At 72.2% G+C, this 16040-nt stretch carries 19 protein-coding genes; 10 read left to right on the top strand and 9 right to left on the bottom strand.

Annotated features, from left to right (window positions below):
* The first annotated feature begins 315 nt into the window (after positions 1–315).
* Positions 316–1143, top strand: a complete 828-nt coding sequence (locus tag C4T42_RS00300; protein ID WP_020091193.1) for a response regulator transcription factor — start codon at positions 316–318, stop codon at positions 1141–1143.
* A gap of 369 nt (positions 1144–1512) precedes the next feature.
* Here C4T42_RS00300 and C4T42_RS00295 read toward each other — a convergent pair whose 3' ends face one another.
* The gene (locus C4T42_RS00295; protein WP_020091194.1) at positions 1513–2898 is read right to left on the bottom strand and encodes a UDP-glucose/GDP-mannose dehydrogenase family protein; all 1386 of its coding nucleotides are present in this window, start codon (positions 2896–2898) and stop codon (positions 1513–1515) included.
* A gap of 406 nt (positions 2899–3304) precedes the next feature.
* Between C4T42_RS00295 and C4T42_RS00290 the strand changes: the two genes are divergently transcribed.
* The 4 genes from C4T42_RS00290 to C4T42_RS00275 all read left to right on the top strand — a co-directional run bounded on the left by C4T42_RS00290 (position 3305) and on the right by C4T42_RS00275 (position 4953).
* The gene (locus C4T42_RS00290; RefSeq protein ID WP_020091195.1) at positions 3305–3526 is read left to right on the top strand and encodes a hypothetical protein; all 222 of its coding nucleotides are present in this window, start codon (positions 3305–3307) and stop codon (positions 3524–3526) included.
* Positions 3527–3626: 100 nt separating this feature from the next.
* Positions 3627–3854, top strand: coding sequence for a hypothetical protein (locus C4T42_RS00285; protein WP_020091196.1), 228 nt, complete (start codon positions 3627–3629; stop codon positions 3852–3854).
* 318 nt (positions 3855–4172) lie between these two features.
* A complete protein-coding gene (locus C4T42_RS00280; protein WP_020091197.1) occupies positions 4173–4478 on the top strand; it encodes a hypothetical protein in 306 nt (101 codons plus the stop codon).
* A gap of 172 nt (positions 4479–4650) precedes the next feature.
* Entirely contained in the window at positions 4651–4953 is a 303-nt protein-coding gene (locus C4T42_RS00275; RefSeq protein WP_234081760.1) for a hypothetical protein, read from the top strand.
* A gap of 31 nt (positions 4954–4984) precedes the next feature.
* Here C4T42_RS00275 and C4T42_RS00270 read toward each other — a convergent pair whose 3' ends face one another.
* Positions 4985–6010 (bottom strand): glycosyltransferase, encoded by a 1026-nt coding sequence (locus C4T42_RS00270; RefSeq protein ID WP_020091199.1) that lies wholly within the window; start codon positions 6008–6010, stop codon positions 4985–4987.
* Positions 6011–6216: 206 nt separating this feature from the next.
* Between C4T42_RS00270 and C4T42_RS00265 the strand changes: the two genes are divergently transcribed.
* Entirely contained in the window at positions 6217–7083 is an 867-nt protein-coding gene (locus tag C4T42_RS00265) for a glycoside hydrolase family 16 protein (RefSeq protein ID WP_020091200.1), read from the top strand.
* 323 nt (positions 7084–7406) lie between these two features.
* Here the strand turns inward: C4T42_RS00265 and C4T42_RS00260 are convergent, their stop codons facing one another.
* The gene (locus tag C4T42_RS00260; RefSeq protein WP_020091201.1) at positions 7407–7637 is read right to left on the bottom strand and encodes a hypothetical protein; all 231 of its coding nucleotides are present in this window, start codon (positions 7635–7637) and stop codon (positions 7407–7409) included.
* Positions 7638–7691: 54 nt separating this feature from the next.
* Positions 7692–8429 (bottom strand): sugar transferase, encoded by a 738-nt coding sequence (locus tag C4T42_RS00255; protein ID WP_020091202.1) that lies wholly within the window; start codon positions 8427–8429, stop codon positions 7692–7694.
* A gap of 211 nt (positions 8430–8640) precedes the next feature.
* Between C4T42_RS00255 and C4T42_RS31805 the strand changes: the two genes are divergently transcribed.
* On the top strand, positions 8641–8793 hold the full coding sequence (locus C4T42_RS31805; protein WP_020091203.1) for a hypothetical protein: 153 nt from the start codon (positions 8641–8643) through the stop codon (positions 8791–8793).
* Positions 8794–8967: 174 nt separating this feature from the next.
* Entirely contained in the window at positions 8968–10044 is a 1077-nt protein-coding gene (locus C4T42_RS00250) for an acyltransferase (protein WP_020091204.1), read from the top strand.
* A 20-nt stretch (positions 10045–10064) separates the two neighbouring features.
* Here C4T42_RS00250 and C4T42_RS00245 read toward each other — a convergent pair whose 3' ends face one another.
* Positions 10065–10286 (bottom strand): hypothetical protein, encoded by a 222-nt coding sequence (locus tag C4T42_RS00245; RefSeq protein ID WP_020091205.1) that lies wholly within the window; start codon positions 10284–10286, stop codon positions 10065–10067.
* Between the two features lie 555 nt (positions 10287–10841).
* Here C4T42_RS00245 and C4T42_RS00240 point away from each other — a divergent pair.
* Together C4T42_RS00240 and C4T42_RS00235 are read left to right on the top strand one after the other, a co-directional pair.
* Entirely contained in the window at positions 10842–11861 is a 1020-nt protein-coding gene (locus C4T42_RS00240) for a glycosyltransferase (RefSeq protein ID WP_234081757.1), read from the top strand.
* Between the two features lie 4 nt (positions 11862–11865).
* On the top strand, positions 11866–12798 hold the full coding sequence (locus C4T42_RS00235; RefSeq protein WP_091675696.1) for a glycosyltransferase: 933 nt from the start codon (positions 11866–11868) through the stop codon (positions 12796–12798).
* Here C4T42_RS00235 and C4T42_RS00230 read toward each other — a convergent pair.
* The 4 genes from C4T42_RS00230 to C4T42_RS31400 are packed head-to-tail and all read right to left on the bottom strand — an operon-like array spanning position 12795 to position 15844.
* The gene (locus C4T42_RS00230; protein WP_103984547.1) at positions 12795–13616 is read right to left on the bottom strand and encodes a heme ABC transporter ATP-binding protein; all 822 of its coding nucleotides are present in this window, start codon (positions 13614–13616) and stop codon (positions 12795–12797) included. The genes C4T42_RS00235 and C4T42_RS00230 overlap by 4 nt on opposite strands.
* A 12-nt stretch (positions 13617–13628) precedes the next feature.
* Positions 13629–14672: an iron ABC transporter permease gene (locus C4T42_RS00225; protein ID WP_103984546.1), complete on the bottom strand. Its 1044-nt coding sequence runs from the start codon at positions 14670–14672 to the stop codon at positions 13629–13631.
* A 24-nt stretch (positions 14673–14696) separates the two neighbouring features.
* Complete coding sequence (locus C4T42_RS00220; RefSeq protein WP_103984545.1) at positions 14697–15575, bottom strand: ABC transporter substrate-binding protein; 879 nt, start codon at positions 15573–15575, stop codon at positions 14697–14699.
* Complete coding sequence (locus tag C4T42_RS31400; protein ID WP_139307663.1) at positions 15572–15844, bottom strand: hypothetical protein; 273 nt, start codon at positions 15842–15844, stop codon at positions 15572–15574. The genes C4T42_RS00220 and C4T42_RS31400 overlap by 4 nt, the downstream gene beginning before the upstream one ends.
* Between the last annotated feature and the right edge of the window lie 196 nt (positions 15845–16040).

Raw genomic sequence — 16040 nt, 5'->3', positions numbered from 1 at the left:
TGAATCGGACCACCACAGACGGCGAATGATCTTGCGAATGCATCTCTCCACCAGCACCGTCGTGCGCAATCAAACAAATCACTATGTACGTACGTAGTGCGCGATGATTGTATTTAGCCCTGCAATTTAAGGGTTAAGATTCAAATAGGGTATTTACAGACGATTTTACGAAAGCTAGCATTGTATCCGTGGTCATCGGCAATCGCCCCAAGGCGACCGGCGCCACCGCGTATCTCAGTGTCACGCCGTCGGCGAGCGCATTGGGTATCCCGTCATCGCTGACATTCGGCTTCCTTCGAAAGGAGGTAATTTTCTATGGCCAGTCTTGGTACTCGAGACGCGCTCACCCTCGTTGAGCGGGACACGGCCGAAAGCCGCCGCGGCTTTTCGGGTGCACATGCCGGTGACAACCCGGTCGTCGTCGAGCAACGGGACCAGTCCCGGGGCCGCGCCAGCCGCATCGTCATCATCGATCGACGCCAGCTCGTCGGCCGATGCCTCGCCGCCTCGCTCAGCGAGGCCGACCGGCAGACGTCGTTCGAAGTCTTCGCGGACATCGAATCGTGGAAGCGGCAGACGCCGTTCGTCGCCGCGAGCGTGGTCGTGCTCTGCCGGCCCGACGGCAACCTGACCGAGACCGAATGGACCGAGATCACGCGGGAACTGGCGTTCCTGCAGGGCGAGGCCGGCGCTCCGCCGGTGGCCGTCATCTCGGACGGCGAGAACCTCGACCAGATCGTGCGGATCATCAAGCTCGGCGTCAAAGGCTACATCCCGACGACGACCTCCGTGGACATCGCCCTGCAGGCGCTCCAGCTCGTGCAGGCCGGCGGCGTCTACATCCCGGCCGAATGCCTCCTCCCCCTGCTGGCCAACATCAAGGTGGACGAGCCGGTCGAGGCCGGGGACGACGACATCTTCTCGCCGCGGCAGCTCTGCGTGGCGCGGGCGCTCCGGAAGGGGACGCCGAACAAGATCATCGCGTACGAACTCAACATGTGCGAGAGCACCGTGAAGGTTCACGTCCGCAACATCATGAAGAAGCTCAAGGCCAAGAACCGGACCGAGGTCGCCTACCTGACCAACAAGTACTTCCTCCGGGAAGATTCCAGCCTGGCGAGCGTGAAGGCTCCGGCGGCCTGATCGCTCGGGCGCCGGCCCCGCCGCGGCGGGGCCGCCCTGGCAGGAATTCGGTCCGGCGCGGCCGGACGGAGCTTCGGGGTCTCCTCGTGGATCGCCTGCCCGGGCGGCCCGCGAGGGGACCCGTTTCGCGTCCGACCGTCCCGCCAAGCGGTCGGCGGATCGGCGCGGCGCCACCGGCCCGGTCCCGACGCCGCGGATCGGCCTCCCCGTCCTCTCGCCCCGCGCGCCGGCGCGGTCACCGCGGCCGGAGCGGCCGCGCGCCGGGTCGCTCGTACGGGTGATCGTCCAGCGGATCGGCGGGGCTCCCGTCCGCCGCCCTCACCGGCGCCGGGCGACGACGGGCCCGCGTTCCGCGGGCCCGGCCCCGCCTCACGCGGTCCCGGCGACGGCGTCGGCGGGGGGCAGAGCCGGCGGGATCTCGGACTCGTCGCCGGGCTGGTCACCGGGTTCGTCAGGGCGGCCCACGCTGCTGTAGGCGAAGCCGTGCGCCCGGACGTCGGCGGCCCGGTAGACGTTGCGGAGATCCACGAGGACCGGTCGCTGCATCGCCGCCCGCAGCCGGTCGAGGTCGAGGGCCCGGAACGCGTCCCACTCGGTGACGAGGACCAGCGCGTCGGCGCCCTCGGCACAGTGGTAGGCATCCTCCGCGAAGGCGACGCCGGGCAGGAGCGGGCGCGCCTGCTCCATGCCCTCGGGATCGTAGGCGCGGATTACGGCGCCGGCGTCCTGCAGACCCGCCACGATCGCCAGCGCGGGCGCGTCGCGCATGTCGTCGGTGTTCGGCTTGAAGGTCAGGCCCAGCAGCGCCACCGTCCGGCCGCGCACCGACCCGCCGCAGGCCTTGATCACCTTGCGCGCCATCGCGCGCTTGCGCTGGTCGTTGACCGCCACCACCGTCTCGACCAGCCGCAGCGGGGTGCCCGCATCCTGCGCGGTCTTGACTAGGGCCAGCGTGTCCTTGGGGAAGCACGAGCCGCCGTAGCCCGGCCCGGCATGCAGGAACTTCGACCCAATCCGGTTGTCCAGGCCGATGCCGCGCGCCACCGCCTGCACGTCCGCGCCCACCGCCTCGCACAGATCCGCCACCTCGTTGATGAACGTGATCTTCGCCGCGAGGAACGCGTTCGCCGCGTACTTGGTCAGCTCGGCCGTCCGGCGGCTCATCGCGACGATCGGCGCGGCGTTGAGGTAGAGCGGGCGGTAGATCTGCTCCATGACCGCCACGGCCCGCGGCTCGTCGGTGCCGACGACGATGCGGTCGGGGCGCTTGAAGTCGGCGATGGCCGCGCCCTCGCGCAGGAACTCGGGGTTCGAGACGACCGCGAACTGCGCCTCGGGGTTGGTCTCGCGGATGATGCGCTCGACCTCGTCGCCGGTGCCCACCGGCACGGTCGACTTGGTCACCACCACCGTGAAGCCGCGCAGCGCGCGCGCGATGCTGCGGGCGGCCGCGTAGACGTAGCTCAGGTCGGCGAAGCCGTCGCCGCGGCGGGAGGGCGTGCCCACCGCGATGAAGACCGCGTCAGCCTGACCGACCGCCGTCTCCAGGTCGGTGATGAAGGACAGGCGGTCCTGGCGGACGTTCTCGGCGACCAGGGCCTCGAGGCCCGGCTCGTAGATCGGCATCCGGCCGGCATTCAGCGCGTCGATCCGGCCGCGATTGCTGTCGACGCACACGACCGTGTGGCCGAAATCCGCAAAGCACGCGCCAGAGACCAGACCGACATAGCCCGACCCGACCATCGTGATGTTCATGGAATCCTCGCCGCGATCGCACCGACGCTCGGGTCTACGGCGGCCCGACAGGGCCACCAACATCATATCTTAGGCGTACGCGGCTCTGCCGATCGGGCGTAGCGGCGACGATTCGGCCCGACCGGCCCGACCCCGCCGCGGCCCGTCCCGAACCGGCAGCCGGGCCGCCCCGAACCGCGCCTTACATCGCCATCTGGCCATGGCGGCGGCCGGGCGGCTACGCCATTCGGCTGATCCGGCGGCGCCGGTCGACGATCGCGCGAACATTTTCCCGGCGCATCACCCGAATTGTCAAAGACAGGCTGCTTTTTCCCGACCGCTTTGTCCGGGAGCGCGAACGGCTAAGATGCTAACACCGGTCTATAGAACTGAACTCCCCGAAGAGTTCCGGCGGAGGAGAACCCTGTTGGCGGCGCGTTTCTACTTCGAGATCGCAAATGCCGAGGAGACGATCCACGACCACGTGGGGGTCGAGGCCGCTGGCCTCGAGGAAGCCCTGATCGAGGCGCGTAGCGTGATCGCCGAGATGGCCGACGAGATTACGGGAAACGGCCGGGAGCCGCCCTGGACCCTCCTCGTGCGCAACGAGGAGGGCTGGCTGGTCGGCCGCCTGCCCATCCGGAAGTGACGGCCCGCGCCGCTCGGACGGCGCGGGGGTGCGGCCATTAAGATATCGTTAACGGATCGTCCGGAGGATCGGCTGAGCCCTCGAACCGTGGCCATCCGGAATGCCCCTCTCCCAGAACGTCCCGCACGCCGCCCGCCAGGCGGACGCGATGGCTGCCCAGATGGCGCTGGCCGCCCACGCGCTGCGGATGCGCGGCGATGTCGGGACCGCCGAGTCGCTCCTCGCGATGGCGCGACACAACCGGATCCTCGCGCTCAAGCTGCGGATCGCGCAGGATCTGGCGCCGGGCCAAGACCGCGCCGAGCGCCGGGCCACCGCCGGCCGTTAACGCCGCGCGCGATCGGCCCGGGACGGTCACGGAGCCCGCGCCGCACGCGACGGGATGCGTCTCACCAACCCGAGCCCGGCTTACCCGGACCGGCCTGCCGGCGGTCCGTTGATCACTGTGGCGAGGATTGCTGGCAGGCGCGGCGCCCGCGCGCGTCGTGTCGGCGCTCCGACCGGGCACCGACCGCCCCGCCGAGGACCGGCCCACGGTCGACGGGAATCAATGCAGAATCCACATCACCGATCATCGGCGCGGTTGGCGCCGAATAAAGTCCGTGATAGTGTAAATAACTAACATCCGACAGGAAATTCAGTCGTCGTGTCGCCCCCGGACGCCGGACATTCTGAGGTCAGCACGACCCTGGCGCTGGACATGGTGGGGCGCGCCTACCTGGCCCTGGCGCTCCTCTACGAGACGGCCCATCCGGGAGAGTTCGTCGACGTCCAGCAGAAGATCCGCGCGTTCGTCGAGGACAATTTCCGCATCATCCAGGAGACGAGCCGCGACGAGAGCCTGACAACCGGTACAGTTGACGGCGCCCTTCACCTTGTGAACAGCGTTTTGGTCGAGGTCGAGACCAAGATCGCCACAATGATCCGGCCGACGCGGCAGCTCCGTGGCTAGACGAGACCTTGAATTGCCCCCCGCTATTCAGCGACTGTTGCAGTCGAGCCATGGCGCGCGGATAAACGGCCCCGCGCCATAGGGGATCGAAGATTGCAATGGCTCCCGACGTCGACAGTCTTAAGTGGGCATGTTACCCGGCGGACGGGGCAGCAATAAATTATCAAGCACGATGATGGGCAACGATGATTGCGATCGGGGGGCGCGCAGCGCGGATGTCGCGCTCGAGGTTCTCGTCCGAGCCTATCACGCTCTCGCGGTCGTCTACGAGTTGTCCAGTCCCGGTGCCTACACGGCGCTCCACGGCAAGATGATGCCCTACCTGCTGGACGGCTTCCGTCACGGCACGGCGCCGGACGCCGTCGATCCGGACCTGGACGCGACGGTCTCGACGGCCCTGGAGCGGGTCCGCAGCGCGCTGGACGAGGTCCGGTCCGACGTGGCGGCCGTGCGGGCGCGCAGGGAGGAGCGCTGACGCGCCGCTGTCGGCCCGGCCCGGCGCCGGCTCAGCGCGCCGGCTCGAGGCGGCGCTCCGGTCCGAGGAGCAGGCGCGGACCGGTCTCCCGCTCCGGCACGGACGCGGGCACGAGGCGCGCGAGCTTGTCCGCCAGGGTCACCGACAGGATGTGGCGCCACGCCAGGGGCGTGCCGAGCAGCTCCCGCAGGGCCGCCGCGTAGCCCTGGGCGCGCCGCCGGTCGAGGACGCGCCGGTGCTGCCAGCGCCGCGCCGTGGCGGCGCGGTGGGCCCGGAGGGCCACCCGCGCCTCCGGGGCGAGACCCGGCCGGCCCAGCATGGCGTCGTCGAAGGCCAGCATCGCCCCGAGGTCGTCCGTCCGGTGCTGCGCGCTCAGCGAGTTCGACCGCTCGACCGCGACGTAGCCGCAGGGCGCGGTCACGGCGAACACCGCCCCGGCCGCCAGCGCCTCGACGTAGAGGGCGTAATCCTCCCCGAGCCGCAGGCGCGCGTCGTAGCGCAGCCCCTGCCGGTCCAGGAAACCCCGCCGCATGATCGGCTTCAGGAAGCCGAGCTCGCGCCGGCTCGCGCCGGGACGGGGGATGTTGCCGGTCACGAAGGCCGCGAGGGTGAGCCGCTGCGGCCGCCCCGGTCCGGTGACGAGGCCGGCGGCGGAGGCCGCCTCGCGGCCGCGGACCATGACGATGTCGTCGGCGATCAGATCCCAGGTCCGGGGCGCGGAGAGGAGCCGGCCGAGCCGGCCCTCGAGGAAGTAGTCGTCGGCGTCGAGGATGCAGAGCAGCGGGGCGCGGGCGGCCGCGATGGCGCGGTTCCGGGCCTCGGCGGGTCCGACATTCTCGGTGAGCCGGATAATCCGCAGGCGGCCGGTACCGTCGTCGGCCGCCGCGGCGGCCGCGCCGGTCGGGTCCGCGGAGGCGTCGTCCACGACGATGACCTCGGCGACCTCCGGCTGCCGGAGCGCCGAGGCGACGGCGGTCGCGATCGTGTCCGCGGCGTCCCGGGCCGCGATGATGACGCAGACCTCCGGGACGGGGGACGAGGCCTCTAAGCTGCGCACCGGACGACTCCGCGACTCTCCGGCCGGTCCGCACCGCGGCCGGTCCGCCGGCACGGTAGGGCGATCCCGGCGCGGCGCGCGAGATCGTCCGAAAGGAGTGGGCCGGCCCCGGGCCGGATCGTCCGAATGATCCCCGGCCGGAGCCGCCCCCGCCGCTACGATGCGCGCCGCCGCGATCCTGCGGCGACTGGTTTGAGGACGTGCGCATGACGATCTGGTCCGGCCCGGGCCGCCGCCTCTGCGTGGCGGCGACGCTTCTCCTGCAGGCCTATCCCGCGAGCGCGGGCGAGACCGCCGCGCCGCCGGCCGCGGCCCAGGCCGCCTCTCCCGCCTCTCCCGCCGCGGCCCAGGCTGCCCAGGGCGGCGCATCCTTCGTGGAGCTGTTCAGCACCCTGAACGAACGCCGCTGGTACGTCTCGGACGGCTGGGTCAACGGCGACTGGCAGGGCTGCACGTGGTCGAAGCACCGCGCCCGGATCGCGACGCCCGGCGAACTCTCGCTGTCCCTGACGGACATCACCTACAAGGAGCGCCCCTTCAGCTGCGCCGAGATCCAGACCCGCGAGCGCTACGGCTACGGCACCTACGAGGTCCGGATGCGGGCGGGCACCGGGTCCGGCATGGTCTCGGCGTTCTTCACCTATAACGGCCCCGACAACGGCGACCGGCGGACGAACGACGAGATCGATTTCGAGTGGCTCGGCAAGGACACGAGCAAGGTCCAGCTCAACTACTTCGTCGGCGGCGTCGGCGAGCACGTCAGCCTCGACGCCCTCGGCTTCGACGCCGCGACCACCACCGCGGACTACGCCTTCGAGTGGCTGCCCGACCGCCTGCGCTGGTACGTCAACGGACGCCTGCTGCGCGAGGTCGTCGGCACGCCCGACCGGCCGCTTCCCTCCCATCCGAGCAAGATCATGCTCAGCGTCTGGTCGGGACAGGGCCCGGACTTCGCGTCGTGGCTCGGACCGACGGAGTATTCGGGACAGCCGGTCACCGCGCTGTTCGAGCGGGTCGCGTTCACCCGGATGGGCGATCCGTGCGGCTTCAAGGAATCGATCGTCTGCCGCTAGCCGCACCGTCGGGCGGACGCCGCACCGGCGACCGCCCCGGGCATCGGACCACACATGACACCGCACCGGACTCCGGACACCGGAACCGGGCTCCGGACACCGGAACCGACACCGGGCCGGACTAAATCTTAACGTCTCCGCGGCAGGCTGGGCCCTCGAACGCGCCCGGAGCCACGCGATGCATTGGTCGAGCCTCGTCATCGCCGCGTACGCCGCCGGCTTCGTGGAGTTCTGGCGGCTCTGCCTTCAGGCGCCGGCCGCCGAGGAGGATCCGGCCTGACGTGTCCGGTTCGCCGCGCCGGGCCGCACCGGGCCCGGACGGCTCACCGCTCGTTGGCGATGGGCCGCAGCAGGGCGCCGAGCAGGAAGGCCAGTTGCCCGCAGACCAGCAGCGCCGTCCCGCGCCGCAGGCACGCGCCGGCGCTCAGGTTGTAGACGAGGAGGCCGTAGCCGACCTCGGCCGCGACGATCGGGACGAAGACCAGCAGCCGCCAGACGGAGCCGAAGCGGCCCAGCATCACGCCCAGCAGGGCGTTGAGCATCATGCCCTTCATCGGCGCGCTCCGCGGCGGGCGCGGCGGGCGCGGCGCGGCCGCCCGGTCATGGCCCTAGCGGCTGCCGCGCTGGCTCAGCACGGCCGGAACCGTCTTGAGCAGGATGGCGAGGTCGCGGCGGAGGCTCCACTGGCTGGCATAGGCGCAATCGAGGGCGACGCGCTCGGCGTAGCCCGTGTCGCTGCGCCCGGAGACCTGCCAGAGGCCGGTCAGGCCCGGCGGAACGGAGAAGCAGGCGGTGAAGTCGGCGCCGTAGCGCACGACCTCGGCCTGGACGATCGGCCGCGGCCCCACGAGGCTCATCTCGCCGCGCAGCACGTTCCAGAGCTGCGGCAGCTCGTCGAGGGACGTCTTGCGCAGGACATGGCCCAGCGCCGTGACGCGGGGATCGTGGGTGAGCTTGAAGGACGCCTCCCACTCCGCCCGAGCATCGGGATTCTCGGCGAAATGCCGCGCCAGCACCGCGTCGCCGTCCGCGACCATGGACCGGAACTTCAGGCATCCGAAGGGGCGCCCGTGCCGGCCGAGGCGCTTGTGTCGGAAGATCGGCGACCGGCCGTCGCTGCCCCAGATCAGCAGGGCGATGAACAGCAGCAGGGGCAGAAGCAGGAAGAGCGCCGTCAGCGCGATCGTCGCGTCGAGGACGCGCTTCATCGCCCAGCTCGCCCGGAGGCCGGGGCCGGCCTGCCGCGGGGCCGGCAATGTCTTGACCAACGCCTCGTTCAGCGTCTCGACCATATCCTGCGGCGTCGACGACTCGATCGGCGTCGGGGTCCCAGCCGGGCGCAACATGTCGGCTCCTTGACTCGGGGTGAGACGGGATCGGAACTTGCGGAGCGACGTGCGCAGCCGGCCGGTTCGGCCAGCCTCGCCGCAGCCGGCTTCGGCGGCGCTCGGCCGGTCCGAAGGGGCGTCGATCGCAGGCGGAACCCTTGCGACAACACTGGGCCCACGACCGGTTCGGCAACAAGACGGCCGCCGATCCATCAATGGAGGTAAGGCGTTGCTGGTCGTGCTGGTGTTCGCTGCACTGATTGGAGGAGCGATCGGTTTCGCGGTTGTTCTACCGAAGGGGTTCCTGCTCGCGCTGCTGGCCGCCCAGGCCGGGGCGGCCGTCGCCGTCGGCCTCGTCGTCCTGCTCATCCGCCGCCGCTGACGGCCCTACCGGGCGGCGGGACCGCTTTCGGGGAGGTCCCGTCCGCCGATCGAGGTAAGGGCCCCCGCGCGGGGGCCGGTCTAAACCGGGCTGCCCGGCCCTCCCGGCCGGACCCGGCCGCGCGGGCGCGTTCTGCCCCGGCGCGGCGCGGTCGATCACCGGACAGGACGCGCCGTGGCCCCTTCAGAGCGCCGCATCAACGGGTTCGACGGCCTGCGGGCCCTGGCGTTCCTGATGGTCTTCGTCAGCCACAAGGCGCCGAGCCCGAGGACCGAGGCCCTCGGCACGGCCGGCGTGTGGCTGTTCTTCGTCCTGAGCGGCTTCCTGATCGTCCGGATCCTCGCCGCGGCCCGCACGGCCGTGGAGGCGGGCGCGTCGACCCCGCTCGGCAGCCTCGGGCTGTTCTACCGGAATCGCGTCGCCCGGATCGTGCCGGTCTACTACGTCTTCCTGTTCGTGCTCTACACGGTCCGGACCGGCGACCCGGCCAGTCTCGGCAACGACGCGTTCAAGCTCGCGACGTGGTTCTACGTCACCAACATCTACATCGAGCTGAACGGCTGGGGCACCGAGCTCGGCCATCTCTGGAGCCTCGCGGTCGAGCAGCAATTCTACCTGCTGTTCGCGCCGGCGGCCCTGTTCCTGCCGCGGCGCCACCTCGGCACGCTGTGCTGGCTCCTGGTCGGGATCAGCGTCCTGGCGCACGGTGCCCTGTGGCGGGCGGGCGCTGCGCCGCGGTGCTTCGACGTCGACACCCTGGCCAATGTCGGACTGATCGCGCTGGGCGGCCTCGCCGGCCTGCGCACCCGGCCGCTCCCGGCCTGGCTCGCCCGCGACGCCGCCCTGGCCGGCGTGCTGGCCCTGTTCGTGGCCCTGCCGCTCCTGATCGCGCCGACCGGCTGGTGGCTCGTTCTCGGCCGCCTCAGCGGCGTCCTGGCGGCGCTGCTGCTGCTGCAGGTGGTCGAGGCGCGAGAGGGCCGCGCGGTCGCCCTCCTGGAGATCCCGTGGCTGCGCCGGATCGGCGTGATCAGCTACGCCGCCTACCTGTTCCACGTGCCGCTCCACGCGGAGCGGGTGCTGGCCCTCGTCGGCCTCGACGTCGCCGGACCGCGCTCGGTCTCCATGGCGCTCGACCTGATGCTGACGCTGCTGCTGGCCGAACTGTCGTGGCGGCTCCTGGAGCGGCCCGCACGCCGGCTGCTGCGGGCCCCGCGCCGGCGGGTCGGCGCCTCCGCGCTGGTCGGCCCGTAATCCGCTCGCGCGTCCCCGGCTCAGCCCTTGATCGGCACCCGGCCGACCTCCGCGCCGGTGGCGTCGCGCACGACGAGCGTCCACGCGCCGGCCGGTCCCGCGACCTCCAGTTCACCCGCCATTTCGTCGATCACGCTGCGGGCCTCCGCGAGCGCCTCGGCCAAGTCCGCGGCTTCCACGCCCTGCGCGTCGCGGATCGTCTCCTCGCCGTTCTCGATGTCGAAATAGAAGCGACTGGGCACTCATCTCCTCCCTGATTTCCGCCCTCGGGAGGGCCCTCGGATACTACCTACGTAGTTCGCCCACGTCCGACAATGCTCAGTAGGAGACATAAACCTTAACAAACATCAAAACTGTTTTCGTTGGTTGCGTTGCAATAATGTCGAGATTCCAGCCAAATAATCCATTATAGGTATCGCCGATCACCCTTGCGGCCGCTTCGGCGATGGCGGCGCGCGGTGACGGGCCTCAGGGGCGTTCGACATGGCAGCCTCCGGCGATTCGAGCCTCAAAAAAGATTCTCCTGCCTCGGCGGAGAGAAAACAAAAATTGCGCGCCCACGTCCGGACGATTTTGGCGAAGGGCCTCAGCGTCCGGAATTCCCGCCCCGCGGGCGACACAGCCCCCGACACGCACTGACCTGTTCCGGCCGTCGGGGCCATCCCCCGCAATGGGAGGGGATGGCGGCCGCCCTACGCCCTTTGAGCGTCGTGCGCGCCGATCGCTTCCGGCCAAAGTCGGGGGCGGTCTCGGAGGCCGCGCCCGGCGGCCCAGGAAGCGCGATGGCGGATCAACTCTTGTCCGATGCTCGGGGCACCTTCGTGGACGTCTCCTTCATCATGGCCGCGCACGACGCGGCGCCCTGGATCGAGACGGCCATCCGTTCCGCCCTCGCCCAGACCGGCGTCGCCGTGGAGGTGGTGGCGGTCGATGACGGCTCGCGGGACGGGACCGCCTCCGTGCTGGCGCGCCTGGCGGAAGCCGATCCGCGGGTTCGCGTCATTCCTCTCGCCGATGCCGGACCGGGCACGCCCCGGGGCCCGTCGAGCGCCCGGAACGCGGCGCTGAACGCCGCCCGGGGCCGGTGGATCGCGATCCTCGACGCCGACGACCTGATCCTGCCCGACCGCACCCGAACCCTGCTCGATCTCGCGCTCGCGGCGGATGCCGACATCGTCGCCGACAACCCGATCCCGTTCACCGACATGTTCGACCCGCAGGGGCCGGGCATGCTGGAGGGGGGCCGGGAGCCGTACCTGTTCGAGATCGACCTCGCCAAGTACATCGCCAGCAACCAGCTGCTCAGCCGGGTGACCAAGCTCGGCTACCTCAAGCCCATGATGCGCGCCGAGATTCTGCGCCGGCACGGCATCCGGTACGACGAGGGCGTCCGGATCGGGGAAGATTTCCTGCTGTGCCTGGAAGCCCTCGCGGCGGGGGCGCGGTTCGTGGTCACCACCTACGCGGGCTACGGCTACCGGCGCGGGCCCACCTCCCTGTCGCACCGGCTGCGCCAGGCCGACATCGCGCGCCTCGACGCGGCCTTCGCGGCCCGGGCCGAGCACGGCCGCCTCGCCGAGGCGCGGTCGCGCTCCGCCGAGATCCGCCACGGCAGCCGCGCCTACCGCGACGGCCTCGCGGTGACGCGGCTGATCGCCCAGGTCATCGAGGCGGCCCAGGCCGGCCGCTGGCGCGCGGGCGCGACCCTGGCGCTCCGGCATCCCCGGATCTGGCGGTTCCTGGCCGCGACGCTGCTGGCGGCGGCGGGCAAGCGCCTGCGGCCGCGGCCGCACGCCCACCCGATCGGACAGAGGTAAGACGATGCGCCTGTGCATCTGCATCTGCACCTGCGAGCGGCCCGTGGGGCTGGCGCGCCTGCTCAAGGCCCTGGACCAGCAGCGGCTCGGCAGCCTCGCAGAGACCGCCCTGCGCATCCTGATCATCGACAACGGGCGCAGCCGCGCCGCCGTCCCGGTGGTGGAGGCCTACCGGGCGACCGGCCGCTTCCCCGTCACCTACGCCCGGGAGGAGACCCGCGGCCTCGCCGCGGTCCGCAACCGCAGCCTCGCTGAGGCCTCCGCGGCCGGCGCGGACTGGGTCGCTCTGATCGACGACGACGAGTTTCCCGACCGCGACTGGCTCCACAACCTGCTCGAGACCGCCCTCGCCGCGGGCGTCGCGGCCTGCGTCGGGCCGGTCGTGCCGTTCTTCGACCGGGTTCCGCCCGCCTGGGCGGCCGCCGGGGGCTTCTTCGCCAAGCGCCTGCCGGTCCGCGACGGCTACGTGGAGGACGGCTACACCGCCAACGCGCTCCTGGACCTGCGGGTGATCCGGGCGCTGGGCCTGTCCTTCGACATGCGCTTCAACACGATGGGCGGCGAGGACACGTTCTTCTTCCGGGCCCTGATGCTCGCCGGGCACCGGATCGCCTGGGCCGAGACGGCCGTGGTCTACGACAGCATCCCGACGCACCGGATGCGGGTGCGCTGGCTGCTGGCGCGCTGGTACCGCAGCGGCAGCGTCGAGGCCTATCTCGGCCGGCTCCGCCCGGAAACGGTGGGCGGCCGGCTCGCCAACGCGGGCCGCGGCTTCGTGCGCCTCGGCGGCGGCCTTCTGCGGCTCGGGATCGCCGGCCTGTCCCTCAGGCCGGCGACCCTGATCGGCGGCGGCTACACGCTGTGCCGGGGAGCCGGCCTGCTCGCGGCCGTGATCGGCCTGAGCTACCGGGAATACCACCCGTCGCGCTATCGCTAGCCGCGCCGACCGGGCGCGCCCCGGTGCGGTAGCAGGAAGGGCTGACCGCCCGGCGGCACCCGCCCGACCGGCCAGCGGACGCCGAAGACCCCGGCGATGAGGTCGTCGGTCAGGACCTCGGCCGGCCGCCCGCTGGCGACCAGCCGGCCCCCGTCCAGCACCAGCAGCCGGTCGGCGTAGGCGGCCGCGAGGTTGAGGTCGTGGAGGATCGCCACCACGGCGACGCCGGTCGCCGCCAGCCCGGCGGCGGCGTCGAGCAGCGCGCCCTGGTGCCGGAGGTCGAGGCTCGCGGTCGGCTCGTCGAGGAACAGCACCTGCCGGTCCGCCACCGTGCGGCCGGCCTCCAGCTGGCAGAGCACGCGGGCGAACTGCACCCGCGCCTGCTCCCCGCCCGAGAGGGTCGGGTAGGCCCGGTCGGCGAGATGCGCCACGTCGGCCCGCGCGAGGGCCCGGGCCAGGATCGCCGCCCGGTCGCGGGCCCCGAGGCCCCGGCCGATGCCGTCGAGGCCGATCCGGGCGACCTCGGCCGCCGCGAACGGGAAGGCGAGGCGCGCCGCCTGCGGCAGCACCGCCCGCGTCGCGGCGAGGCGCCAGGGCGGGATCGTCGCCACGGGCGCACCGTCATAGGCGACGCTGCCCCGGGTCGGGCCCATGGCGCCGCTGAGCAGGCGGACGAGGGTCGACTTGCCGGCCCCGTTGGGGCCGACGATCACCTGCAGGGTGCCGCCCGCCACCGCCAGGGAGACGTCGCGCACGAGGTCGCGCCCCGCCACCGTGACGGTCAGGTCGCGGGCCGTGAGCAGGGCCGGATCAGACATTGTCAGACATCGTCAGACATCGTCCGGTCGCACCCGGCCGAGAAGCAGCCACAGGAAGACCGGCGCGCCGACCAGCGCTGTGACGATCCCGATCGGCAGCTCGGCGGGCGCGGCGACGCGGCGCGCCACCACGTCGGCGAGGACCAGGAAGGCGCCGCCGAGGAGTGCCGAGGCCGGCAGCAGCAGCCGGTGCCCCGGGCCGATCAGCAGCCGCAGGGCGTGCGGCACCACGAGGCCGACGAAGCCGATCACCCCCGCCGCCGCCACGCTGGCGCCCACCGCGACCGCCACCAGCACGATGCAGGCGCGCTTCAGCCGCTCCACCGGGACGCCGAGATGGAACGCCTCGGCCTCGCCGAGGACGAGGGCGTTCAGGCCGCGGCCGAGGAGCGGGACCGCGGCCAGCACCGGCAGGATCAGCGGCGCCGAGGCCGCGACCTTGGACCAGGTGGCCCCGCCGAGGCTGCCCAGGGACCAGAAGGCGAGATCGCGCAGTTGCCGGTCGTCGCTGACGAAGGTCAGCAGGCCGGTCAGCGCGCCGCTCAGCGCCCCCAGCGCGATCCCCGCGAGCAGCATCGTCGCCACCGCGGTGCGCCCGGACCGGGTGGCGAGGGCGTAGAGGATGAGGGTCGCGCACAGGCCGCCGAGGAAGGCTCCGGCCGGCAGCGCGGCGTAGGGCAGCGGCCCGGGAAGCCCCAGCCCGGCGAGGATCCGGTCGCCCAGGACGATGATCACCGCGGCCGCGAGCCCCGCCCCCGACGAGACCCCGACCAGCGCCGGATCGGCCAGGGGGTTGCGGAACAGCCCCTGCATCAGCGCCCCCGAGACCGCCAGCCCGGCCCCGACCAGCAGCCCGAGCAGGGTGCGGGGCAGGCGGATCGAGAGGATCACAAGCCCGTCGCGGGCGCGGGCCGGATCGCTCCCCTCCCCGATCAGGACCGCGAAGACCCGGTCCGGCGGGATGGGGATCGCCCCGAGGCTCACCGAGAGCAGGGCGGCGGCGAGCACCAGGGCCGCCAGGACACCCAGCACCCAGGGCGCCGCGCGGCGGCTCACGCGCCCCGCCCGCCGCCGCGCGGCTCAGTCACGCGGCAGGTCCGGGTAGAGCGCCCGCATCAGGTCGGTGGCGGCCTCGGGCGTGCGCGGCCCGAACCCGAGGAGGTAGAGGCCGTCCATGGCCACCAGCCGCCCCCGCGCCGCCGCCGGCGTCTGGCCGAGGGCCGTGCCGGGGGAGAAGATGCTCTCGGGCTTCGGCGGCTCGGGCCCGTTCTGCATCATCACCACCGCGTCGGGGGCGGCGGCCACGATGGCCTCGTCGGTCATCGGCTTGAAGCCTTCCAGGCCCGCGGCCGCGTTGCCGATGCCCGCCAGGGCCAGGATGCCGTCCGCCGAGGAGCCGGTGCCGCCGACGACGGTCCGGCCGCCCTGGACCGACAGGACGACGAGGGCCCGGGCCGCCCGGGCGATCCGGGCGCGCCGGGTCGCGAGGTCGGCGAAGCGCGCGCGGACCTCGGTCTCGAGCGCCTCGGCCTCGCGCTCCAGGCCGGCGAGGCGCCCGACCGTCTCGATCTTGTCCAGCACGCCCTCGGGATTCGGCGGCTCCGTCACCGTCTCGACGCGCAGCCCGGCCTCGCGCAGCTGCGCCAGGACGGCCGGCGGCCCGGCCCCCTCGGCGGCGATGATCAGGTCGGGCTGCTGCGCCAGAAGGCCCTCGGCCGAGAGCGCCCGCAGGTAGCCGACACTCGGCTTCTCGCGCAGCGCCTCGGGCGGGTAGAGGCTGGTCGTGTCGACCGCGACGATCCGGCCGCCGGCGCCGAGGCGGTAGAGGATCTCGGTGACGGCCCCGCCCAGGGCGGCGATGCGGGCGGCCGCCTGCGCGGCGGCGGCGCGCGGGACGAGCGCCCCGGCCGCCGCGGCGGCCAGGAGCGCGCGGCGCGACAGATGGCCGGGAGGACTCATCGGGTCAGCATCGGCGCGGCGCCGGCGGTCAGCCGCAGGCGACAGGCGTGATCGCCGTGGCGGTTGACGATCTTGCCCGCCGCCTCGGAACGCGCGACCGGCCGCGTCGCGCCGGGCCCCGCGCGCGTGCCGCCCGGGACGCGGCGATGACCTTCTCCTTCGACACACGACATGGACCGGTCACTCCAGATCTGTTCTTTGTAAATTTTCAAATGAGAGGATCGCGACGACAGAAACGCAGCGTATCGGCAATCGATCGCGGACGCCACCCCGCGACAAGGTCACGGTTTTACTTCGCTGACCGCCTTGAAAAAGCGGCCTATGTCATTTTCCAGGTCAGGATATCGTCGCGCGCGCACCGGCGGCCGATTCCGGGCGGCGGACACTGGTACAGGCGGCTCCGGTCCACGGCCCCGGTGGGCCGCCCGACGGCGTGGTCGGGACGGAACGGGCCTTCGCTGTGCC

The sequence above is a fragment of the Methylobacterium sp. 190mf genome (genome assembly GCF_900107945.1).
Lineage (GTDB): Bacteria > Pseudomonadota > Alphaproteobacteria > Rhizobiales > Beijerinckiaceae > Methylobacterium.
Note: the sequence above shows the minus strand (reverse complement) of the source record. Positions and strands in the feature narration are given on the sequence as shown.